19 protein-coding genes are annotated in these 23,547 nt (G+C 42.2%); 8 read left to right on the top strand and 11 right to left on the bottom strand.

Annotated features, from left to right (window positions below; genetic code table 11):
• Positions 1-50: 50 nt before the first annotated feature.
• Both MHH58_RS01520 and serA read left to right on the top strand, forming a co-directional pair.
• Entirely contained in the window at positions 51-1,199 is a 1,149-nt protein-coding gene (locus tag MHH58_RS01520; protein WP_341344839.1) for a pyridoxal-phosphate-dependent aminotransferase family protein, read from the top strand.
• Entirely contained in the window at positions 1,186-2,781 is a 1,596-nt protein-coding gene (serA, locus tag MHH58_RS01515) for a phosphoglycerate dehydrogenase (RefSeq protein ID WP_341344838.1), read from the top strand. Before MHH58_RS01520 ends, serA begins: the two co-directional genes overlap by 14 nt.
• A 649-nt stretch (positions 2,782-3,430) precedes the next feature.
• Here the strand turns inward: serA and MHH58_RS01510 are convergent.
• Positions 3,431-4,543, bottom strand: coding sequence for an HAD hydrolase-like protein (locus tag MHH58_RS01510; RefSeq protein ID WP_341344837.1), 1,113 nt, complete (start codon positions 4,541-4,543; stop codon positions 3,431-3,433).
• 228 nt (positions 4,544-4,771) lie between these two features.
• Between MHH58_RS01510 and MHH58_RS01505 the strand changes: the two genes are divergently transcribed.
• The gene (locus MHH58_RS01505; protein ID WP_135097857.1) at positions 4,772-6,436 is read left to right on the top strand and encodes a Na/Pi cotransporter family protein; all 1,665 of its coding nucleotides are present in this window, start codon (positions 4,772-4,774) and stop codon (positions 6,434-6,436) included.
• Between the two features lie 43 nt (positions 6,437-6,479).
• On the opposite strand, the gene MHH58_RS01500 is transcribed toward MHH58_RS01505, so the two are convergent.
• Both MHH58_RS01500 and MHH58_RS01495 read right to left on the bottom strand, forming a co-directional pair.
• The gene (locus MHH58_RS01500; RefSeq protein ID WP_341344836.1) at positions 6,480-7,817 is read right to left on the bottom strand and encodes a glutamine synthetase family protein; all 1,338 of its coding nucleotides are present in this window, start codon (positions 7,815-7,817) and stop codon (positions 6,480-6,482) included.
• Between the two features lie 146 nt (positions 7,818-7,963).
• Positions 7,964-9,310 (bottom strand): sodium-dependent transporter, encoded by a 1,347-nt coding sequence (locus tag MHH58_RS01495; RefSeq protein WP_445922969.1) that lies wholly within the window; start codon positions 9,308-9,310, stop codon positions 7,964-7,966.
• A gap of 135 nt (positions 9,311-9,445) precedes the next feature.
• Here MHH58_RS01495 and MHH58_RS01490 point away from each other — a divergent pair, with 135 nt between their 5' ends.
• Both MHH58_RS01490 and MHH58_RS01485 read left to right on the top strand, forming a co-directional pair.
• A complete protein-coding gene (locus tag MHH58_RS01490) occupies positions 9,446-9,979 on the top strand; it encodes a transposase (RefSeq protein ID WP_341344835.1) in 534 nt (177 codons plus the stop codon).
• An 8-nt stretch (positions 9,980-9,987) separates the two neighbouring features.
• Positions 9,988-10,857, top strand: coding sequence for an IS3 family transposase (locus MHH58_RS01485; protein ID WP_341344834.1), 870 nt, complete (start codon positions 9,988-9,990; stop codon positions 10,855-10,857).
• A 67-nt stretch (positions 10,858-10,924) separates the two neighbouring features.
• Here the strand turns inward: MHH58_RS01485 and MHH58_RS01480 are convergent, their stop codons facing one another.
• Both MHH58_RS01480 and MHH58_RS01475 read right to left on the bottom strand, forming a co-directional pair.
• Positions 10,925-13,282: an FdhF/YdeP family oxidoreductase gene (locus MHH58_RS01480; RefSeq protein WP_341344833.1), complete on the bottom strand. Its 2,358-nt coding sequence runs from the start codon at positions 13,280-13,282 to the stop codon at positions 10,925-10,927.
• A 39-nt stretch (positions 13,283-13,321) separates the two neighbouring features.
• Complete coding sequence (locus tag MHH58_RS01475; protein WP_341344832.1) at positions 13,322-14,584, bottom strand: L-lactate MFS transporter; 1,263 nt, start codon at positions 14,582-14,584, stop codon at positions 13,322-13,324.
• 116 nt (positions 14,585-14,700) lie between these two features.
• On the opposite strand from MHH58_RS01475, the gene fdhD reads away from it, so the two are divergent.
• Positions 14,701-15,504, top strand: coding sequence for a formate dehydrogenase accessory sulfurtransferase FdhD (gene fdhD, locus MHH58_RS01470; protein WP_135097846.1), 804 nt, complete (start codon positions 14,701-14,703; stop codon positions 15,502-15,504).
• 82 nt (positions 15,505-15,586) lie between these two features.
• On the opposite strand, the gene MHH58_RS01465 is transcribed toward fdhD, so the two are convergent.
• The 3 genes from MHH58_RS01465 to MHH58_RS01455 all read right to left on the bottom strand — a co-directional run bounded on the left by MHH58_RS01465 (position 15,587) and on the right by MHH58_RS01455 (position 18,151).
• Positions 15,587-16,369, bottom strand: a complete 783-nt coding sequence (locus MHH58_RS01465) for an N-acetylglucosaminidase (protein WP_341344831.1) — start codon at positions 16,367-16,369, stop codon at positions 15,587-15,589.
• 80 nt (positions 16,370-16,449) lie between these two features.
• A complete protein-coding gene (locus MHH58_RS01460; RefSeq protein ID WP_167753382.1) occupies positions 16,450-16,626 on the bottom strand; it encodes a hypothetical protein in 177 nt (58 codons plus the stop codon).
• Between the two features lie 208 nt (positions 16,627-16,834).
• Positions 16,835-18,151, bottom strand: coding sequence for a Na+/H+ antiporter family protein (locus MHH58_RS01455; RefSeq protein ID WP_341346080.1), 1,317 nt, complete (start codon positions 18,149-18,151; stop codon positions 16,835-16,837).
• Positions 18,152-18,275: 124 nt separating this feature from the next.
• Between MHH58_RS01455 and MHH58_RS01450 the strand changes: the two genes are divergently transcribed.
• Positions 18,276-19,199 (top strand): homoserine O-succinyltransferase, encoded by a 924-nt coding sequence (locus tag MHH58_RS01450; RefSeq protein ID WP_135097840.1) that lies wholly within the window; start codon positions 18,276-18,278, stop codon positions 19,197-19,199.
• A 23-nt stretch (positions 19,200-19,222) separates the two neighbouring features.
• Here MHH58_RS01450 and MHH58_RS01445 read toward each other — a convergent pair whose 3' ends face one another.
• Both MHH58_RS01445 and aroF read right to left on the bottom strand, forming a co-directional pair.
• Positions 19,223-19,510, bottom strand: coding sequence for a chorismate mutase (locus MHH58_RS01445; protein ID WP_341344830.1), 288 nt, complete (start codon positions 19,508-19,510; stop codon positions 19,223-19,225).
• 16 nt (positions 19,511-19,526) lie between these two features.
• On the bottom strand, positions 19,527-20,564 hold the full coding sequence (aroF, locus tag MHH58_RS01440) for a 3-deoxy-7-phosphoheptulonate synthase (RefSeq protein ID WP_135097836.1): 1,038 nt from the start codon (positions 20,562-20,564) through the stop codon (positions 19,527-19,529).
• Positions 20,565-20,983: 419 nt separating this feature from the next.
• Here aroF and MHH58_RS01435 point away from each other — a divergent pair, with 419 nt between their 5' ends.
• Positions 20,984-21,835 (top strand): prephenate dehydrogenase, encoded by an 852-nt coding sequence (locus tag MHH58_RS01435; protein WP_341344829.1) that lies wholly within the window; start codon positions 20,984-20,986, stop codon positions 21,833-21,835.
• 629 nt (positions 21,836-22,464) lie between these two features.
• Here MHH58_RS01435 and guaC read toward each other — a convergent pair.
• Positions 22,465-23,448: a GMP reductase gene (gene guaC / locus MHH58_RS01430; RefSeq protein ID WP_341344828.1), complete on the bottom strand. Its 984-nt coding sequence runs from the start codon at positions 23,446-23,448 to the stop codon at positions 22,465-22,467.
• Positions 23,449-23,547: the final 99 nt, after the last annotated feature.

The following is a 23,547-nucleotide window of genomic DNA, read 5'->3' as shown; positions in this document are numbered from 1 at the left end:
TTTTTCTGTTATAATGTAATTTACTATTCGTTTATACAGGAGGAATCGCTATGCAAGAAGAACTGCTGCTAACACCGGGACCAACTCCGGTGGCCCGACGCACGTATCAAGCAATGTCCCAGGGTATTTTCGGTCACAGAACAAGCCGCTTCAAAGAAATGTCAGCCGGCATTCAGGAAAAACTGAAACCTTTATTTGGTACAGATAATCCCGTTGCTATATTGACTTCATCAGGCACCAGCGCACTTGAAGCTGCTATGGTTAACCTTGTTGATGACGGCGATACAGTTGTTTTAATTGTCAGCGGCGTATTCGGCGGCAAGTTTGCCGATATTGCCGGACGCTATAACTTTAATGTTCATATCTATGATGTGAAATGGGGAGAAGCGGCTGATCCAAAAGCTTTTAAAGAATATCTTAACGGACTCGATAATGTTACTGCAGTATTTACTCAGGCATGCGAGACTTCCACGTCGGTTCTGCATCCGCTGTCTGAACTGGCTGATGTCGTTCACAATTATAATGAAGAAACGCTGTTTATCGTAGATGCGGTCAGTGCCCTCGGCGGCGCAGATATGAATATGCAGCGAGATAAAATCGACTGCATCGTGTCGGGCAGCCAAAAAGCGCTGATGCTTCCTCCGGGACTTGCATTTGTTGCGCTGAACGACAGAGCTGTAAAAAAAGTAAATAACTCTCGTCATGGCCGCTACTATCTGGATTTAAAAATGTATTTTAAGTCTCTCGAAGTTGATTACACACCGCAGACACCTGCAGTCACTCTGTACCAGGGGCTCGAGGATGTTCTCGATATGATACACGAAGAAACAATTGAAGAAGTATTTGTACGCCATAAAAAAATGCAGAAAATGCTCCGCCGCGGCATTGAAGCGCTGGAGCTGGAACTTTTCGTCAAAGAAGAAGCGGCTTCGCCGACAGTAACAGCCGTCACCTCGACACCTGAAGAGATTTCGCATATTAAAGACACGCTTGAAAAGGATTATCATATTTCGGTAGCAGGCGGTCAGAAAGACCTCGCCGGAAAAATTATCCGTATCGGCCACATGGGCTTTATGTTCCCGAAAGATATGCTCGCTATATTAAGTGCCCTTGAAGATATTCTAAGCAGACTGCGCAGCAAAAACTACTACGGCAAAGCATTAACTGCCGCCCAGGAGAGTTTATATGACCAAGCATAACGTAATCGTACTGGACCCTGTCAGCCAGGATGGGATACAGGCACTTATTGATAATGATAACTTCAGAGTTACACGTCAGGAAGGCTTATCGGAAGCGCAGATTATCGATATCATCCATGATTTTGATGCAGCAATAGTCCGAAGCCAGACTAAAATTACAGAACGCATTATCCAGCATGCGAAGAAACTTAAGATGATTGCACGTGCAGGCGTAGGCGTTGATAACATCGATATTGATGCAGCCACCAAACATGGTGTAATCGTCGTCAACGCTCCTGAAGGCAATACTATTTCAGCCACTGAACATACGCTCGCTATGATGCTGTCGATGGCACGCGATATTCCTGAAGCATATAAAGAGCTGACAGATGGTACATGGAACCGTGGCGCTCATAAAGGAGTGGAGCTTTACGGCAAAACTCTCGGTATTATCGGCGCAGGAAAAATCGGCTTCGGCGTTGCGAGACGTGCCAAAAGTTTCGGTATGAAAATTGCAGCATTTGATCCGTACCTATCTGATGAAAAAGCCCGTGACAACGAAATCCTTAAAATGGAAGTTGATGAACTGGCAGCTGCAGCAGATTTTATCACTGTACATACACCGCTGACACCTCAGACCAAAGGTATTGTCGGTGCAGACTTCTTCAGCAAATGTAAGAAGAGTGGTGTCTACCTTATTAATGTGGCACGCGGAGGGATTATCGATGAGGATGATTTACTTGAAGCACTTGATGCAGGCATTGTAAAAGGTGCCGCACTCGATGTATTTGTTACCGAGCCGCCGGAAAACACTGCACTCCTGACACATCGCCGCACTGTGGTAACACCGCATCTCGGAGCTTCTACAGCTGAAGCTCAGGAAAAAGTTGCCGTCAGCGTATCGAAGGAAATTATCGAGTACTTTGAAGATAATAAAATCACTCACGCCGTGAATGCACCGCGAGTCAGCAGTTCTGTCACAGAAGAATTGAAACCTTATATGTCTATCGTGAAACATTTGGGACAGTTCGGCATTCAGCTCCTCGACAATCCGCCGCAGGAGATTAAAATCAAATATCATGGAGATATCGCGGTAGATGATACGAGTATTCTGACACGTACTTTCGTGACTAACATGCTAAAACCCCATTTCGGCGACGAAGTGAATATTATTAACGCTCTGTACTACTTAAATGAGCGGGATGTAACTTACAAGGTTGAGAAGAAAGCAAAAGCGGACGGCTACACAAACTATCTGGAAGTTGAACTTATCAACGATAACGAACACGTTACTCTCGGCGCCTCGACTATCCCAGGCTACGGAGAACGTCTCGTAAAAATTAACGAATATCCTATCGACTTTAAACCGGAAGAAAATATACTCATTATAGAGCACACGGACCGCCCCGGTATTATCGGAGAACTTGGGGCACTACTTGGCGAAGATTCAGTGAATATCGCTTCTATGCAGCTGGCCCGGCTGTCTAAAGAGGGCGACGCCATGGTTCTGTTTATATTGGATAACCAGGTCCTGGAAGCAACTTATGAAAAAATAAAAGAAATACCAAACATCCATAAAGTCCACACGATTAAGCTCGGATAAAAAAGAGACTGGAATAAAAGTTTTGAAACAATAAGAGAAATGGCTTGGAAATCTTAAGTTTAAGATTTCCAAGCCTATTTTTATAGAATAAAATATATTAAAAACCGATCGCCGGACAAGTCTACTATCATGAGAGTAAATGCCCGGTCCTTAGGTTTGCGTGACAGGGTTTCATGTGTATCCGAGCTTCTTGGGGGTGGCATGACGGGGTTTCATGTGTACCCCAGCTACTCAGGGTTGGTATGAAGGAAGCTCATATGTACTCCAGCTCTCCAGGGTTGGCATGACAGAAGCTCATGTGTACCCCAGCTACTCAGGGTTGGTATGACAGAAGCTCATGTGTATCCCAGCTCCTTCGGGTTGGCATGAAGGAATCTCATATGTATCCCAGCTCCTTGGGGTTGGCATGACAGAAGCTCATGTGTATCCCAGCTCTCCAGGGTTGGCATGAAGGAAGCTCATATGTATCCCAGCTCCTCAGGGCTGGCATGACAGAAGCTCATATGTATCCCAGCTCCTCAGGGTTGGCATGAAGGAAGCTCATGTGTATCCCAGCTCTCCAGGGTTGGCATGAAGGAAGCTCATGTGTACCCCAGCTCCTCAGGGCTGGCATGAAGGAAGCTCATGTGTACCCCAGCCCAGCTTCTTTTTATTTAATCAGTCGTTCCACAGCATCGGGAACATCCAGCACATCTTTCAGCATCTGCTGTTCCGGTACATTCAACTCTTCAAAGGTACCGATAATATCACGTCCTGTAAGTCCTGTCAGCGTTGCAATAAATACAGCTCCGATTTTATCGGCGCAGTAAAAGTCCGCTACGGAGTCACCTACGATAAAAATTTGTTCATCGCTCTTGTTTTTTCCATCAACAGCTGCTTCAAACAGTGCATCGTTCTGCACATACAGACTCCATAAGTAGCTGAAAGGGTGCGGCTTTGTCAGCGCATGACCGGCAGTACTTCTATCTTCCGCTTCCATCACTTCACTTGCAGTTGAAATACGGCGTTCATCGAATACTGCCAGCAGGCCGCCTTCTTCAAACGGCAGAAGCGTTTCCTGTCTTGGCCTTCCTGTGGCAACACCCACTGTGTAACCTTTTGCTTTCAGTCCATCGAGCATTTCTTTAATCAAGGACGGTTCAACAATCCACTCTTCATCGTAAATAAATCCCGGTTTCTGCAGTTCTTCAGCAGGTTTGCCGGTGTCCGCTTCAACAAGCTCACTGCCTAAATACCATTCCTGATATTTAAAGTGTCCCTGCTCCCATATCGGACCGTACATACTGAAGTCTTTCGGATCTTTCAAATTCTGAAGTGTTCCGGCATAGTTCATTAAAGCACTGTAAATTTCATCTTTAGTGAAATTTTCCCGGGAAATAAATTCAAGCACTGCTTCCGGATTTACAGATACTTCTCCGAGCATATCTCCGACTTCATTTAAATTCGTCACGTTGACATCAGCCAGATTTAAGTTTTCCTGTTTCAATATATCTATGTACATAATTGCAAAGGTAATAAACAGCATATCCCAGTTTGAATTCAGTCCTGCTTCCTTAAAGCGTTTCAGCACCTGATCATCAGCAAAAATCGTTCTCCGGATATCTTTAATTTCGCCCTCTGTATAATCCGTTACGAATTTTCGGCCATCTAAATTTAAATAACGCGGACTGTACAGCAATTCCTCAACTGTCAGTGCAGAAACATCAAAACATCTTTCTTCACTTAAAAATACACCGTCAACATCAAACAGAATCGTTGTCATGATAACACTCCAGTAATTTTTTATGTATTTTCAGTTTCTCACACCGCCTTACTATTGTCGACTATTTATACAAATTTTCTGGCAACTTGAACTTTTAAGTCATAAATGATTTTTATGTTTTAAATTTCACCTTTTTGTAATATGATAAACAGTAGATTATAAATTTATCGCATAGTTCAATAAGGAAAAGTAAAGTTTGTAAATTAAATATTATATGGAGGACTCTTTATGTCTCTTAGTCCAATGGAAGTTATCTTCATGTTCCTCGGTGGACTCGGTATCTTCTTGTACGGTATCAAACAGATGGGCGACGGCCTGCAGGCAGCTGCCGGCGATCGTTTGCGGGATATTTTAAACCGTATGACATCGAACCCTGTCAGAGGAGTGCTTGCAGGTATCATTGTTACCGTCTTAATTCAAAGCAGCTCTGGCGCTACTGCCATTACTATCGGTTTAGTGAGTGCAGGGTTCCTGACGCTCAGACAAGCCATCGGCGTTATTTTAGGTGCCAATATCGGTACGACAGTTACGGCATTTATTATCGGACTCGATATTGGTGCATATTCTCTGCCGATTCTCGCTGTAGGTTCATTTATGCTGTTTTTCTTTAAAGGCAATCAGATTATTAACATAGGGAGAATCCTCTTCGGATTCGGGGCCCTTTTTTACGGTCTTGAGTTAATGGGCGACGGCGTTGGACCGCTTGCCGATCTCGCATATTTCCAGGATCTGATGCTGACCATGAGTGATAATTCACTTCTCGGTCTCGCTGTAGGTATTATCTTGACTGTCATTGTCCAAAGTTCGAGTGCCACAATTGCCATACTTCAGAATTTCTATGCTAATGATATGGTTGATTTGCAGGCTGCTTTGCCAATCCTGCTCGGAGACAACATCGGTACGACAATCACTGCTGTATTAGCAGCTCTCGCCGGCTCAATTGCCGCTAAACGTGCTGCTCTGGTCCACGTTACATTTAATATCATCGGTGCAGTAATCTTTATGATACTGATGCCGCTGTTCATAATATATGTTGGATATCTCGAAGACTTCCTGAGCCTGAACAAACCGATGACTATCGCTTTCGCACATGGCTCATACAATATAATTAATACATTAATTCATCTGCCGTTTGTCGGCGCTCTCGCCTGGCTGGTTGTTAAAATAATTCCGGGACGTGATTTTTCTGAAGACTTCACACCTCAGCATTTAGATCCGCTGTTATTAAAACAGTCCCCGAGCATTGCTATACAGGGAGCACAAAGCGAGGTTAAGAATCTTGGACAGCTGGTCCTCAGCACTTTGCAGGATGCACGCCAGTACAGTGACAAACAGGATGATAAGCTCTTCAAACAGATTGAAGATAAAGTTAACGTTGCAGCAACACTGCAGGATGCAACACGCAGCTACCTGCTCGATGCATCGAAATACGAAGTTTCACAGGAAGATACTGAACGTGTCAGTACCTTGCTGGAAGTATCTCGTATACTGCTTAAAGTAAGTTCACAAGCTAAAAACCTGGCGGATCAGTATCATACTAAGTATGAAAATAATATCGAACTGTCAGACGATGCTAAAGAAGGTCTGGAAGACCTATACAGACATGTTTACGAATCATTCACAATGGCTCTTGAGACGCTTGATGTTTACAATCCTCAAGCACTGGAGCAAGTTATCAGATTGAGCCAGAAATCTCACAGAATCGAAAACAAACTTCGTAAAGAACATATCAAACGTCTTTCGAGAGGTGAATGTTCAACGGATGGCGGTTCTCTCTATGTTGAGCTAATCAGTAATTTAGAACGTATCGGCTATAACGCAAGAAACATTACAGAAACAAACTTAAATAACGTTACGGAAGAGCTGCACGATGACTTTACTGTATACGATTGATAAAAAAGGAACCGGGATTAATTTCCCGATTCCTTTTTTTATTTTAATATTTATCCATGTAAGATTTAAGTTCCCATTCCGAAACGGCTGAACGATAATCTTCCCACTCGAGCATTTTGTGTTCGTAAAATGCTTTATAAATATGACTGCCGAGCGCTTCTTTTGCAAGATTGCTGTCACGAAGCGCTTTTAAGGCATTGTAAAGCGTCGAAGGCAAATCTTCTACGCCGTTTTCAAGGCGTTCTTCTCTGGTCAGTTCATAAAGGTTTAAGTCTATGGATTCTTGAAGCTCCAGCTTATTTTTAATGCCATCCAGTCCCGCCTTTAAAATGACTGCGAGTGCCAGATACGGATTCGCTGATGGATCGACAGAACGGACTTCTACACGTGTTGATAATCCGCGTGAAGAAGGGATTCTCATCAATGGCGAGCGGTTCTTTTTACTCCATGCGATGTAGCTTGGCGCCTCGTAACCCGGCACCAGGCGTTTATAAGAGTTCACAAGCGGATTCGTTACCGCAGTAAAGCCTCTTACGTGCTTCAGTACACCTGCCATAAAGTATTTCATATCTTCGCTTAAGCCATCTTCTGCAGACTCATCAAAGAATGCATTCTCTTTTCCTTTAAAAAGCGACACGTTAAAATGCATGCCATTGCCGTTAATTCCAAACAGCGGTTTCGGCATAAATGTTGCATGCAGATTATGCTTTCTTGCGACCGTTTTTACAACGAGTTTAAATGTCTGGATATTATCACATGCTGTGACAGCATCCGCATATTTAAAATCAATTTCGTGCTGTCCTTCAGCTACTTCATGGTGGGACGCTTCGATATCAAAGCCCATATCCTCCAGTTCAATAACGATATCCCGGCGGCAGTTCTCTCCCGAGTCCGTAGGTGCTAAATCGAAATAGCCGCCCTGATCATTTAAGACAGTCGTCGGTTTGCCCTGCTCATCCAGTTTAAAAAGAAAGAACTCCGGTTCAGGTCCGAGATTGAATGATGTATAACCGAGCGCTTCCATTTCTTTTAAAACAGTTTTTAAATTAGTCCGAGGATCGCCTTCAAATGGTGTCCCGTCTATTTTGTAAACGTCACATATCAGCCGTGCTACTTTGTCACCCCGCGATGTTGTCCAGGGAAATACCGTCCATGTGTTTAAATCCGGAACCAGATACATATCTGATTCTTCGATGCGCGTAAACCCTTCGATTGAGGATCCGTCAAACATCATTTGTCCGTCAAGAGCTTTATCGAGCTGGCTGAAAGGCACTTCCACATTTTTAATCGTTCCGAGAATATCTGAGAACTGCAGCCGGATAAACCTTACATTCTCTTCTTGTGCAATACTGATAATTTTTTCTCTGGTTAAACTTTCCATACCCCACGCCCTTATCTGATTTTGATGTTATTCATGCTGAAAACTCATGAGAAAATATTACCATACCCATTTTTCATGCGCAATCAGCAATTAATTATATTAAAAAAGATGCAAACCCGATATTGAGTTTACATCTTCTCTCTGTTTTAAAAGACACTGATTATATTCATAATAAAGACGAATAAAATTATTGCGGGAAGAATAAATCTGAGCAGGAAGATCCAGGCTTTAAAAACAGTGTATGAACTACTCTCTTTTGTAACGTTCAGCTGTTCCATAGCAACTCTTCTGTCTAAAATATAACCGATAAAAATTGATGAGAACAAAGCCCCTGCCGGCAGGAGTATATTCGATACAAGGAAGTCCACGTTGTCAAATATCGTTCCCGCAAAGAATTGAACGTCATTCAGCACCCCTTCTGACAACGCAGACGGAATACCGATAGCAAAAACGATAACAGCGTAAATGTAAGTTACTTTTTTACGTTTCGACTGATCGCCTTTAACCGTATTGGCAACGTTAATTTCAATCATAGAGAACGAAGATGTTAATGTCGCAAATAAGAATGCGAGCAGGAACATCAGATAGAAAATAATACCGAACGGTATCGCATTAAATATTTCAGGCAGGACGATAAATACCAGACCCGGCCCTTCGACACTCTGCATGCCGAACGAAGCAATCGCCGGAAAAATCGCAAGTCCCACCATTACAGAAACTGCGATATTCATGAGTACTATATAAGAGGCCGACTTAGGCAGATTCTGATCAGCTTTTAAGTACGATGCATAAGTTATCATCTGTGTAATCCCCACACTGAGCGCAAAGAACGACTGTCCGAGCGCAAACATTATTCCATTGGCACTGAGTTCACTGAAGTCCGGGAGCAGGAAGTATTTAACTCCTTCAAATGCATTTGGCAGCGAGAGCGAGCGGATAATAATGAACAAGAACAAGATGAACAGCATCGGCATCATAATTTTAGATGCGCGTTCAAGTCCTTTTTGTATCCCCTGGGCCACGACAAACGCAGTGATAAAAATAAAAATACCCTGAGCAGCAATTACATATACCGGATTGGTAATAACATCCCCAAGCAGCACTGTATAATCATTGACAGTATACAAATTCAAAAGATCCATCAAAGCAATGAGCAGATAAATTAAGATCCAGCCGCCGATAACACTGTAGAACGACAGCAGCAGCATCGTTCCAAAGTGTCCGATCCAGCCGAAAATTCTTAAACTTTTTTTACCGCTTAAGTATTCGAAACCATCAATCGGATTTCTTCCTGAGGCACGGCCGATAACAAACTCACTGATTAAGAGCGGCAGGCCAATAAGTATAGTAAATAGCAGGAAAACGAACAGAAACGCACCGCCACCGTGTTCAGCAGTCATATAAGGGAAACGCCAGACGGCGCCGAGACCTATTGCAGAGCCTGCTGCCGCCAATATAAAACCTAATTTTGAGTTCCAATTATTTTCGGACAAAATATTACCTCTTTTCCATCATCAATGTTCGTATTTTACCACACTAAAGAGAGTTTTTATATACAAAAAAACCGGGAGAGGCTGATGTGCACCCCTAAAGTTGAACTCCAAATTCAACTTTAGGGGTGCTTTGTTATGTCTAAAAGATATTCAATAGAATTAAAGATAAAAATAGTTAATGAGTATTTGACGGGTGACGATGGCTTTAACTTATTAGAGGGTAAATATAATATAGAGCGTAGCTTAATCAGAACGTGGGTCGAGCAGTTTAAAGATAAAGGTGTTCAGGGACTGACGGCTGGGATGACGAAATCTATCTACTCTAAATCGTTTAAGTTAACAGTACTACAACACCGCTTAGACCATCAGTTATCCTACCGAGAAACGGCTAAAATCTTTAATATCCCGAATTTCTCTCTCATTGCACAGTGGCAGAGTAAATATAATCAATATGGTATTCTAGGTTTAGAAAACAAACCGAAAGGCAGGCCCTCTAAATCGATGAAGAAGCAGCCATCTAAACAGAAACGAAATAAATCAGAGACTTTGAATGAAACCGAACGTGAAGAACTGGAACGTTTAAGAGTAGAAAACCGTAAACTTGAGGTGGCCATTGCGCTAGAAAAAAAGTTACAATCCTTAGCTCGAGACAAACGAACAAAGAAATAGTCAGAGCGATGATAGAGTTAAGGGAAACAGGTCTCTATATGCTTAAAGAGTTACTTGAGGCCGCGCAAATCGCTAAAAGTGTATTTAAGTATTGGAATGACCGTTTACCTGAAGAAAATAATAAAGATACTGAGCTCGTCCAAGCCATCAAGGATATTGTGACTGAAAGTCACCGCAGATACGGTTATCGTCGGGTCTGCTTGGCGTTGAAAAAAAGAGGTATCATTGTAAATCACAAGAAAGTACTACGCTTGATGCGGCAGTATCAATTGCTTTGCGTAAAGTTTAAACATAGAAATCGTCAATATAAATCCTATAAAGGAACAGTCGGTAAAATTGCTAAAAACAAACTGTCTCGCCGATTTAAAACCGATCGCCCGTATCAAAAAGTGTTGACCGACGTGACTCAATTCAATATTTCAGCATCAGGAGAAAAACTTTACTTGTCACCGTTTATGGATGTTTTCAGTGGAGAAATACTGTCTTATAGAATCAGTCCGGCACCGACGCTCGATATCGCTGTAAAACCTTTAGAGGAATTGATTGAACAAAGACCAGAATTAGACTATCGAATGACCGTCCATTCGGACCAGGGTTGGCACTACCAGCATAAAAAATGGGTGAGACATCTTAAAAGAAATAAAACATTTCAAAGTATGTCTCGAAAAGGAAACTGCTTAGATAATTCTCCAATGGAGAACTTCTTTGGGCTGCTTAAACAGGAAATGTTTTATGGACAACAGTTCATAACATATACAGAGCTTGAATCTGCGATTCATCAATATATTGATTTCTATAATAATGATAGAATTAAAACAAAATTAAAAGGCATGTCTCCTGTAAATTACAGGAAACATACCTTTAATAAAATCGCTTAATCAAAAAGTTCAACTTTTTGGGTTCACTACAGGCGTTTCTCCCGGTTTTTCGGTATTTTCTATAACTTTAGTTAGGATTATCTTCTAATTCAGGTATAGATTTCTCTAAATACTGACGGTCCTTATTCGCATTAAAGTGATCGGCTTTTTCCATCTTAACGTCAGTCACATAGTCAGGCATTTCTACGAAACTTTCATAAATACCTTTCTCCACCAGGAAGTTTCCTTCCGGGAACTGAACACCGATGTTTCCGTCTTTAATTGCTGCATACTTAACGAATCCCTGGAAGACTCCGTTCTTATTGTATAGAACGACTGCTTCCCCGTCTTCGAGACCTTCTCGTCGTGCATCGTTTTCACTGACGAGTACATCGTAGCGCCCCATGTGGTTAAAGGCATCCTGATCTCCATAAATCATCGCGTTAAACTGCTTGCCGCGTCTCATCAGAAGTTTGAATTCTCCAGCTTTCTTATTGTTGTCAGGAATATCCATCGTAATCAGGTTCGCTCTTCCATCCGGTGTCGGACATACCCCGCCTTCACACAGCCATGCTCCGCCGTACTGATAAACGTCACCAGCTTTCTTCAGGTGCTGAACACCGTCATACTGAGGATTCGCTTTGGCAATCTCGTCGCGGATTTCCTGTCCTGACTGGAAATCGATTAAGTGAGACTCTTCAGGCTTAACACGTTTCGCAAGGTCGACGTAAATCTTCCATTCACTGCGTGCTTCGGCAATGCGGTTGCGGTTCCCTTCAATCTCAGGAGAGAAGTAAATCATACGTTCTGTCGATGTTGACAATCCTCCGCCATCCTGCTCATAACGTGTTTTCGCAGGCAGCACTACAACTGTTTCTTTTGCATCGAGCAGGGTTGATGTATTTAAAATAATATCCTGGTGAACACGGATGTCGAGATTTTGCAAAGCTTCTCTTACAAAGTCCGGATCCGGCATCGTTTCCAGGAAGTTACCGCCCGACATATAGTAAAGCTTAAGCTTTCTTTCATTGTCGTCCGGCAGCATTGCGTTCTCAATCGTTACACCAACAGTATCTCCAGGCCACTGAGGAAGTTTGAAATTCCACAGTTCTTCGATGCGCGGACGGTTTTCATCGTTATAATCCCCGCCCGGCAGTGAAAACGGATCTGCTCCCATTTCACCTGAGCCCTGCACTGATGAGTGTCCGCGTAATGGCATAAGACCTTTGTTTTTACCGCCCAGCCAGCCCCGTAATAAAGCTAGGTTCGATACTTGTGAAATATTATCTGTCGCGTGTTTGTGCATTGTTAAACCAAGTGCCCAGACCATAACGCCTGTTTTCGCTTTAGCAAGACTGTTTGATAATTCGATAATTTGTTCTTTATCGATACCTGAAGACTGGACAATCTCATCCCAGCTCTGCGACTGAACGTTTTCTTTAAGATCGTCATAGTTGTTAACGTGTTCATTAACAAACTCGTGATTAATGGCCGAACCTTCATTTTGTTCTTCAAGATCGAACCAGTGTTTCATTACACCGTGCATGAGCGCGATATCCCCGCCGATGTTTACTTCATAGAATTCATCTGCTATTTCAGTACCGAACAGTGCTGATTCAACAACTGAAGGCACCCAGTAATTCTCCATAGCAGGCTCCCTGTAAGGATTTATAACGATAATTTTCGTACCGCGTTTTTTAGCTTCCATCATATATTTGGTAGAAACCGGTGATGCATTTGACGCGACACTGCCCCAGAACACCAGTACATCAGTTCCAAGCCAGTCCTGATAGTTACAAGTCGAAGCTCCGACACCTACAGAGCGTTTCATTGCTGATTTACTCGGCGAGTGACAGATACGCGAGGCATTATCAATATGATTGGTTTTCAGATAACGCGCAGTTTTCGCTGCAACATAATAAGATTCATTCGTAATACCGCGGCTGGTTAAGTAAAATGCATACTGTTTCGGATCGAGAACTTTCATTTTATCCGCAATAGTATTCATCGCTTCATCCCATGATACTCTAATAAATTTGCGGTCGCCTTTACGGCGGATCATCGGATATGGAATACGTCCAAGCTCGCGGAGCTCGGTGCTGTCCATCTTGCGCAGCTCATCTATATCCTGATGCAGTATCTCAGGTTTAATCGGAGGTGCTGTATTCAGACGCAGAACATTAAAACGCGTCGTACACATATGCGGACCGTTTAAAGTCTGGTCCTGCAGACCTGATACCCCCAGTGCACAGCCGTCGCAGACACCTTTTAATATAATATTTTTCGCGTAGTTTAAATTATCTCTGTTTTTCCAGACGATTTTAGCTGTATCTCTCATATGATGCGGTTTTACTTTAGTTAAACCGAATGGCACAGGACTTACCCATAATTTCGGATCCCATTTTTTAGTTTTATTGATCGGACCCGGATGCAGAGTTTTACCCATGTAGACACTCCCTCTATATTATAATAATTCCATTGTACACTATTTCGCGGAAGCGCTCACAGAATCAAGCTTATTTTTTTCTTTAAGCCTTTTAATATCCTGTCTGATAAATATAGAAATTACCAGCGCAATAACAAACAGACCCGCAAAAATGTACAAGGACCATGCATAACTTTGTGTAGCTTCATAAATCTTAGCAACGATAAATGGCCCGGCGAGTCCCGCTGCAGCCCACGCTGTTAAAATATAGCCGTGAATTGCACCCAGCTGCTTGGTTCCGAAAATATCCCCGATATAGGCAGGAATAGCAGAAAATCCGCCGCCGTAGCATGAAATCATGATGAACAGCAGTATTTGGAAAAGCCATTCATTGGTCGTAAACGGCAGAACTGCAAAGATGCCAATCTGCAGCACGAAAAACAGCGTATAAAGATTCGTTCTGCCTATGTAATCCGATATAGATGCCCAGACCAGGCGTCCGGCACCATTAAAGACACCCATGACTCCAACCATGAAAGCTGCTGCACCTGCAGTTAATCCCGCAATTTCAACACCCATCGGACTTGCAACTGCCAGGATAGCAATACCGCACGTCACGTTGATAAACAGCATCAGCCATAAGAAATAGAAGCGTTTTGTTTTTATCGCTTCGTTCGCCGTCAGCTGAGCAAGATCTTTAGAAACTGCCCCTTCGCTTTCATCGATAACAACGCCTTTTGGATGGTAGCCTTCAGGCGGTCTTTCAAGATATAAACTTGATACAAACATCACTGTGAAATAAATGGCGCCTAAAATAAAGAACGTATTCGGAATTCCGACCGATTCTATCAGCATGCGCATAACCGGACTCGCGATCATTGCAGCAAAACCGAACCCCATAATCGCGAGACCCGTCGCCATTCCTCTGCGGTCAGGAAACCATTTAACCAGCGTTGAAACCGGAGTGATATAACCAATCCCGAGTCCTATACCCCCAAGGACCCCGTACCCTACATATAAAAGCCACAGCATTTCAAGCTGTATCCCGAAACCTGCTGTAATCATACCTGCTGCAAAAAAGACTGTGGAAACCAGTCCCGACTTTCTCGGGCCTTTCGCTTCTACAAAGTGTCCCATAAATGCTGCCGACAACCCTAAAAATAAAATAGCGATACTAAATGTAATTGAGACCTGACTCAGCGACCATCCGATTGATTCCTGAAGCGGTGTTGTAAATACACTCCATGCGTAGACTGACCCGATTGAAATATGGATGCCCACCCCGGCAAGTGCAATCAGCCAGCGATTTTTCTTTGTTTGCATGTAAATCCCCCTATTGTTTTGACGGAATTCCTTAAATTGTAATTTCGTCTTAAATGTGATTATATAAAGAAAAAGAACGCTTTACAATAAGATTCAGAGTGGGAGAGTTATATGTTATGGAAATCGTTACGAAAAATACAATACGGCGGTATACAGACGGGAATTTTATCGAAACTGAAGATATAATAGCTGAAGAATTTCCGCTGACTATATATTTAAACGATGTAGAATTCGCTACTTTAGTCTGTTCGCCTGATGACCTTGAAGAACTCGTCATCGGCTTTTTAGCTTCAGAAGGCGCACTGCGTTCATTTAAGGAAATTGAATCCATGAACATCGATGAACGCGGCGGTTTTTGTCACGTGAAAGTGTCGCGCGAACTTCCTAAAGACTACGGCACGTTTTCAAAACGCGTACTCGGCTCATGCTGCGGCAAAAGCCGTCAGTTCTATTTTCAGGCAGACGTTGATACTGCTAAATTTTCACTGTCGGAGACGAAGCTGACACCCGAGCAATGCATCAGCCTCATGAAAGAAATGCAGGAGAAAAGCACTATATTTAAAGACACCGGCGGCATTCACAATGCGAGCATCGCTTCCCCTGACGGCACTATTGTCCATAAAGGTGATATCGGCCGGCATAACGCGCTTGATAAACTGTACGGTCACTGTCTGCAGAACAATATTTCCGTCAAAGATAAAGTTATCGTATTCAGCGGGCGTATCTCATCAGAAGTACTGACGAAAGCTTCAAAAATCGGCGTCGGCATCGTACTCAGTAAATCTGCTCCGACCGATCTCGCAATTAAACTCGCACATGATTTAAATATTACAGCCGCCGGCTTTATCCGCGGCAGTTCATTTAATATATACAGTCATCCGTGGCGCATTATTGGTGCGGACGAGCTGGATACTGAGTAAACTTTGACATAAGCAAGCTCAGTCTCTTAATTCAACTTTCAAAAAATAGCGCTTGTCTCTGTAAAAAGACAAGCGCTATTATTTATTCTTCATTATAATTTTCTTTTTCCAAGTCATCGTATTCGAGCTCTAAAGCAGAGTAATAACTGTTCATTATACTTGCAATTTTTTCTGCCCATTCTATGTCTGTCGCATACAGATGCGTACCGGGGTTTTCCGGATTCCAGCGCATGCGGTACAATGTATTTTGACCGTTATCCAAGTAATTTGTACGGATAAATTCCGCTCCTCCGATTATTGCTGCTTCCGGTGTCGACCAGCCGGCTTCGCGGGCGTAACTCGAACCTTCCGCTACCGCTGCGCGGTCAAATGCTCCGATACCAAAAAAATTATAATAAGTAGTTCCGTCGACCTCGATGCCGGAAGCGAGCTCCGACCCGCCATGTCCTGTTTCGAGCAGTGCATGACTGATCAGATACAGCGCATTTACATTATATTTTTGCTCAGCTTCTGCAAATGCGGCTCCTGTTCCTTCCAAAATCCCTTTGCCTTCAAGTAGTTCATTCAGTTCATCTTCCCCGACACCCGCCGCATAATTTAAGGGGAGGAATTGAAAATCATTGCTGCCGCTTATCGTCATCGCTTCCTTTATGTCATCCTCTTCTGCATACTCTGCCGCGCTGCCGGTAAGTTTCACATCTCCGGTATCATTATTTACCTGCATGCTGACAGCTTCATCAAATGTGTACGTAGAAATCTCCTCCGTTTTAAAAAATGATGTTTCCGAAACGAAGAATGCCAGCATAAATAGTGCCATTACGATAATCAGCAGTATAAATGGAATATTTTCTTTTATCTTGTCCATAGACATCCTCCGAAAAAATAAATGAGACTGACAATGTCAGTCTCATATTTTATGTTTAATATATTAACGCTGTTTTTCCGCTAGTCAAATAAAACTGCCTCTAATTGTTTCAACTTTTCCTGGCTCTCTTCATCCAGTGATTCTACAGTAATCCGCTGTTCAAGCAGATCTGCAGCTTCTTCAATAGAAATGCCAATCGCTTCACTGATTTGATATGCAGTTAAATTGCCTTTTAAAATGTTTAAATCTGTCTCCATACAATCACCTGTTCAAAAGTAATATATTATCGAGAGCTTGCACAATTCATCCTCCGCAGACAAATTCATTAAATGATTAATATGAAGCTCCAGACAAATTCGCTGCTAATTAGTGAATTTTTTTACTTAGTAGATTAATTAAACTACATTATTTAAAAATTATCAAGCTGGCAGTAATATTTTTATCATTTTATAATATTTTACAGTCTTATAATATCATACCTGCGATAAAACCGGTAATGACAACAGGAATATTTAAAAAGACAAAAGTCGGTACACATGTATCCCATATATGGTCATGCTGACCGTCGATATTCAATCCTGCAGTAGGTCCGAGCGTTGAATCTGATGCAGGTGACCCCGCATCCCCAAGGACACCAGCAGTACCGACAATCGCAATAATCGCAGCGATCGATAAGCCGAGTTCTGCACCCATAGGGACAAAAATCGCTCCAATAATCGGCAATGTCGCGAAAGATGAACCAATACCCATCGTTACGACTAAACCGACAACCATCATACCCATAACGATAAAGGCCTTGTTATTACCGAGAGAATCTGAAATACTGCTGACGAGCGGCAGGACATCTTCTGTTTCTGTAATCACACCTGCAAAGCCGTTTGCCGCCAGCATTACCATACCGATATACGCCATAATTTTTATGCCGTTTACAAGCTCACGGTCAAGTTCAGCCCACTTAAACTGCATTGACAGAAAGAAGACCATAATACCACCGAGGGCACCGAAGATCATCGAATCCGTAAAGAACTGCACAATGAATGTGACAAGAATTGCAATCACAGCAGTAATAATTGTTTTTGCACTAACTGTTAGCCGCTCTGAGGACAAGTCACTTTCTTTATTAAGATACTTCCGCGGTTTGCTGAAATAGAAAAATGCGAGTATCAGACCAATCACAAAACCGAGAGCGGGAATAATCATATTTGGAGCGACATCGCTGAATTCTATTGTTACCCCGGCATTCGCAAAACTTGTTACAATCGTATTCTGAAATATTTGTCCGTAACCAAAAGGCAGTACCGCATAAGTAAATGTCAGCCCAAAAGTCATGACTACTGCCAGCAGTCTGCGATCCAGCTGAAGCTCATTAAACAGACTGATCAGCGGCGGAATAAGTATAGGAATAAATGCAATATGCACCGGCACTAAATTTTGACTGATCATAGAAATAACAAGCAAGGTTGCGATTATAGAAACTTTCGCTATTACGCGTGCTTTCGTCGTTTTGCTTGCATTCAGCAGACTTAAAATTTTATTGACCATAACGTCGGTTATACCGCTGTATGCTATCAGGGCGGCAAATCCTCCAAGCAGTGCATAGCTGAGTGCAATTTCTGCTCCGTTAACAATTCCTCCGGTAAAGACACCGATGACTTCATTGACGCCCATACCCGATATCAGCCCGCCGGCCAGCGCACCGATAAACAGAGCCAGTATAACGTTAAGTCTGCACAAACTTAAAATGACCATAACGAGAATAGCTATTAAAACTGAATTCATTATTGTTCCTCCAAAATTTATCTGTCTTCAGATTGTGATTTTTTTGATAATTTAGACATTGACTGTCGTTCATTTTCACTGTTACATTATATAGTACTTATCATTTGCTATTTAAGGACGTGAACGCATGCCAATTAAAATCATCGAAGGACTTCCTGTGAGAACGAAACTCCAACAGGAACAAGTATATACCATAGAAGCTTCCCGCGCGATAACCCAAGACATCCGTCCATTAAAAATTCTTATTTTAAATCTTATGCCTCTTAAGGAAAAAACAGAGTTACAGCTGCTGAGGCTGCTTGGCAACTCACCGCTTCAAATTGATGTTGAATTTTTACATATGTCTACCCATAAAAGTAAAAATACTCCGACCAGCCATCTCCAGAAGTTTTATAAGACACATCAGGAAGTGAAAGATGAATATTTCGACGGGATGATTGTTACTGGCGCCCCGGTAGAAAAATTTAATTTTGAACAGGTAGGGTACATCGACGAACTGAAAGAAATTACTGACTGGGCACAGACACATGTCTTCTCCCGATTTTATATTTGCTGGGGAGCACAATTCGCTCTGAATCACTATTACAATATCGAAAAACTTATGTTATCAGAAAAGCTGTTCGGTGTGTTCGGATATCAAAATATAAAACCGGAACATCCATATGTGCGCGGTTTTGATGATATTTACCAGGTTCCTCAGTCGAGACATACAAGAATTGATTACGAAGCATTAAACGGTATTCCGGATCTCGACATCCTGACTGCGCATCCTGACTTCGGCCCGGATATCATTACATCTAAAAATCAGCGGGATCTCTTCATTTTTGGCCACCTCGAATACGACAGAAAAACGTTGAAAGACGAATATGACCGGGATGCAAAAAGCGGGCTCAATACAGCTGTCCCTCTCAATTATTATCCCGATGATAAACCGTCGGAAAACCCAAAATTTCAATGGCGGAGTCACGGGCATCTGCTGTTTAACAACTGGCTGAATGAAACGTATCAGAATACATTGTACGATTTGGAACAGCTTCATAATCTCAAATAAAAAAAGGCGCCCGCGGGCGCCTTTTAACATGTCTTTGTATGCTGCTTAAGACATTCTTTCTGCCTTCTTCTTGAGAGCTCCATGAGGTGTTTACTAAACTCCGAGATGTAGCTGTCCAGCGTCCGGTCAGTCAAATAGGAAATATTTTTATTGATAACCTTTTTTTCGCGCTGCGCATCCATTACCGGTATGTTATTCGCAAGTTTGTACTCCGCAATTTCCGTAGACACCTTCATTCTCTTCTCGACAAGCTGAACGAGCTCACGGTCTATCTGATCTATTTCTTTACGCAACTCTTCATGTCTCCCCATGGTTAGCCTCCTCATATTATTTTGTTTGAACGATCTTGTTCACTGTTTTCCCTTCAATTTCAAGCAGTACGTTTATCGTGTCCATTAATTCTTTGAATTCTGCAGGTGTCAGACACTGCTGGCCGTCACTCCACGCATTCTCAGGATCTTCGTGAACTTCTATCTGCAGGCCGTTTGCACCGGCCATAACTGCTGCTTTAGCCATTGAAGGTATCAGGTATCTGACGCCCGCTGCGTGTGACGGGTCAACGATAATCGGCAGGTGCGATTCTTTCTGCGCTACAGGCACCGCTTGAATATCAAGTGTATTTCTTGTTGCTGTTTCGAAAGTGCGGATACCGCGCTCCACAAGCACAACGTTATTGTTGCCGCCGGCCATAATGTACTCTGCTGACATTAACCATTCCTGAATCGTTGCAGACATTCCGCGTTTCAAGTAAATCGGTTTGTTAGTCTGGCCAAGCGCCTTCAGTAAATCGAAGTTCTGCATGTTGCGTGCACCGATTTGAATGACATCGACCATGTCAACGAATGTATCTAAATGATCTGTGCCCATTAACTCTGAAACGATAGGCAGACCGGTTTCTTTTTTCGCTTCATTTAAAATTTTAAGACCTTCTACACCAAGACCTTGGAAACTGTAAGGTGAAGTACGCGGTTTGAATGCCCCGCCGCGCAGCGAGTTTGCACCTGCATCTTTTAATTTAATTGCTAATTCCACTGTGCTGTCTAAATCTTCAACTGAACAGGGCCCTGCACAGACCATGAAGTTTTCCGCTCCGACTTTTACACCGTTGCCAATATCGATAACACTGTCATCTTCCTGGAAACTTCTGTTCGCTTTCTTGTATGGCTTTTGAATTCTGTACACCCCGTCCACGATACTGTATTTTTTGAAATCATTTTCGGAGACTTTAGATGTATCGCCGATCAGACCGATTATTGTACGTCTTTCACCATCAGAACGGTGAACTTTGAAACCTGCTTCTTCGATGTTTGAAACCAGTGTCTTAATATTACTTTCCGTTGCGTCGCGTTTTACATGAATAATCATAATTAAAAGCCTCCTAAAATTTTTAAAAATAAAACTGCCACTTAACTAAAAATTAAGTGGCAGTAAGTATAGAAAAATATGTAGAAGTCCCGACTTCCAGCCACTTATTTAAAGTAAATGGCTAGACATTACAAAATCTTCAGCCATCATTGATACAAACAGTTTGTTTTACGTTTGTACAAATGATGTGTACAAACGGTATCAAAAATAGCTAAAGTAAAGTCGGTTATTCAGTTGTGAAGTTGTATGGGTTAACATAAATAACCGCTCCTTGTAATGTATTTGATTGCCATTATAGGCTGTCTTTAATCAGTTTGTCAATCTATTTATGAGAATTAATTAAATGTTTACATAATTTAGTTAATTAATGTATATTCATTCTTGTAGTATAATGATAAAAATACGGAGGCATAAAATATATGAATATCGCAATTATCGGCTTGGGAAATATCGGAGGTTCCTTTGCTCTTGCTATTAAAGCAAACATACCTGACGCTGACATATATGCAATTGATATCGATGCTGCAGTTATCGAAAAAGCAAAAAAACAGCATCTTATTAAAGACGGTTCTCAGGATTTTAAAGACATCATTCCGCAGGCAGATCTTATTATTTTCGCAGTTTACCCTAAACTGCTTGTTCAATTGGTAAAAGATTACGCACCTTACTTAAAAGAAGGGTGCATCATTACCGATGTTACAGGCGTGAAAACTTCGATTATCGGTGAAGTTGAACCTCTCCTGCCGGACCATGCCGATTTCGTTTTCGGTCATCCGATGGCCGGCAGAGAAAACCGGGGCCTTGAGTTCAGCAGCAGAGAAGTTTTTATCGGTGCAAACTATTTAATCACACCGACCCCGAGGAATAAAGAGAAAAACATCGATTTTCTGAAAAATTTTGTCAAAAAATTAGAATTCGGCAATATTTCAGTAATCACACCGGACTTCCACGATGAAGTTATCGGCTTTACCAGCCAGCTGGCTCACGTCATTGCCATTTCATTAATCAACAGCGATGACGCCGCTCGCAACACTAAAAAATATACAGGTGACAGCTACCGGGATTTAACACGCATCACAAACATTAATGAAAAATTGTGGCCTGAGTTATTTATGATGAATAAACAACACCTTCTTCAGCATATTGATAATTTCCAGACACAGTTCGACAAACTTTACGCAGCAATTCAAAGTGATGATGTTGAAACGATGGAGAAAATGATGCTTGAAAGTACGAAGCGTTATAAAGATTTACATGATATAGAAGATTAAGTATGAAGAAAACACCGAATTCCTGAAGAATCCGGTGTTTTTTCAATAGACGGCAGCTTATGCCGATTCTGCGAGGCTGGGATACATATGAGAACCGATCATGCAAACCCTGCGGAGCTGGGATACATATGAGACCCAATCATGCAAACCCTGTGGAGCTGGGATACATATGAGACCAGATCATACAAACCCCACGAAGCTGGGATACATATGAGAACCGATCATACAAACCCCACGAAGCTGGGATACATATGAGAACCGATCATGCCAATCCCACGAAGCTGGGATACATATGAGAACCGATCATGCAAACCCTGCGGAGCTGGGATACATATGAGAACCGATCATACAAACCTCACGAAGCTGGGATACACATGAGAACCGATCATACAAACCCCACGGAGCTGGGAGACACATGAGAACCGATCATACCAATCCCACGGAGCTGGGAGACACATGAGAACCGATCATACCAATCCCAGCAAAACCGGATACACATGAGAACCGATCATACAAACCCCACGAAGCTCGGATACACATGAGACCCGACCATACCAATCCCAGCCAGCCAAGAACAAAATCAAACACAAAAAAGGCCGCATATCGCATGCGGTCCTTTTTTCAAAATATTAATATACTTTATCACCGTTGAAAATTGAGTTTTTAACAACTACATAATCTACTGTACGGATTGCATCTAATTCCTTGCCGCCGGCATATGAAATAGATGACTGCAGATCCTGCTGCATTTCAGTCAGTGTAGCTGCTAATGGCCCTTTGTATTCTACATACATTTTTTTGCCTTCTACGTTTTTGTGTTCACCTTTTTGGAATTCAGAAGCCGAACCGAAGTACTCTTTATACTTCTTGCCGTTTTCTTCATAAACAGTACCAGGAGATTCTTCGTGTCCTGCAAATAGTGAACCGATCATAACCATAGATGCCCCGAATCTTACAGATTTAGCAATATCTCCGTGCGTACGGATTCCGCCGTCTGCGATAATCGGCTTAGAAGCTGCTTTTGCACATAATCGAAGTGCAGCAAGCTGCCATCCGCCTGTACCGAAGCCTGTTTTAATTTTAGTAATACAAACTTTACCAGGACCGATGCCGACTTTAGTTGCATCTGCTCCTGCATGCTCCAATTCTCTGACTGCCTCAGGTGTCCCGACATTACCTGCAATTAAAAATGTTTCAGGAATATGTTTTTTAATATGCTTAATCATATCGATTACTCTGTCGGAATGACCGTGAGCAATATCGATAGTAATATAATCAGGAATTAACCCCTGTTCTTTTAAGCTGATAACAAAATCGTATTCTTCCGGTTTGATGCCGACACTTATAGATGAAATCAGATTTTCATCTCTCATTTTATTAATAAAATCAATACGTGTTTCAGGGTTGAAACGATGCATGATATAAAAGTATCCATTTTTCGCCAAATATTCAGCAATATTCTCGTCGATAATAGTCTGCATATTTGCAGGTACTACCGGCAGCTTGAATGTGTGTTTCCCAAATTCAATTGAAGTATCACATTCTGAACGACTGTCCACAATACATTTGTTCGGAATTAACTGTATATCCTCATAATCAAAAACGCTTTCCATGATAAAACGCTCCTCTAATCCGTATATTATTTAACTGATGTTGCAATCTCGTTCGCCAATAGGGATTATAGTAGTTTTATATTCACATGTCAATCAATC

The sequence above is a fragment of the Jeotgalicoccus sp. FSL K6-3177 genome (assembly GCF_038050175.1).
GTDB lineage: Bacteria > Bacillota > Bacilli > Staphylococcales > Salinicoccaceae > Jeotgalicoccus > Jeotgalicoccus nanhaiensis.
Note: the sequence above shows the minus strand (reverse complement) of the source record. Positions and strands in the feature narration are given on the sequence as shown.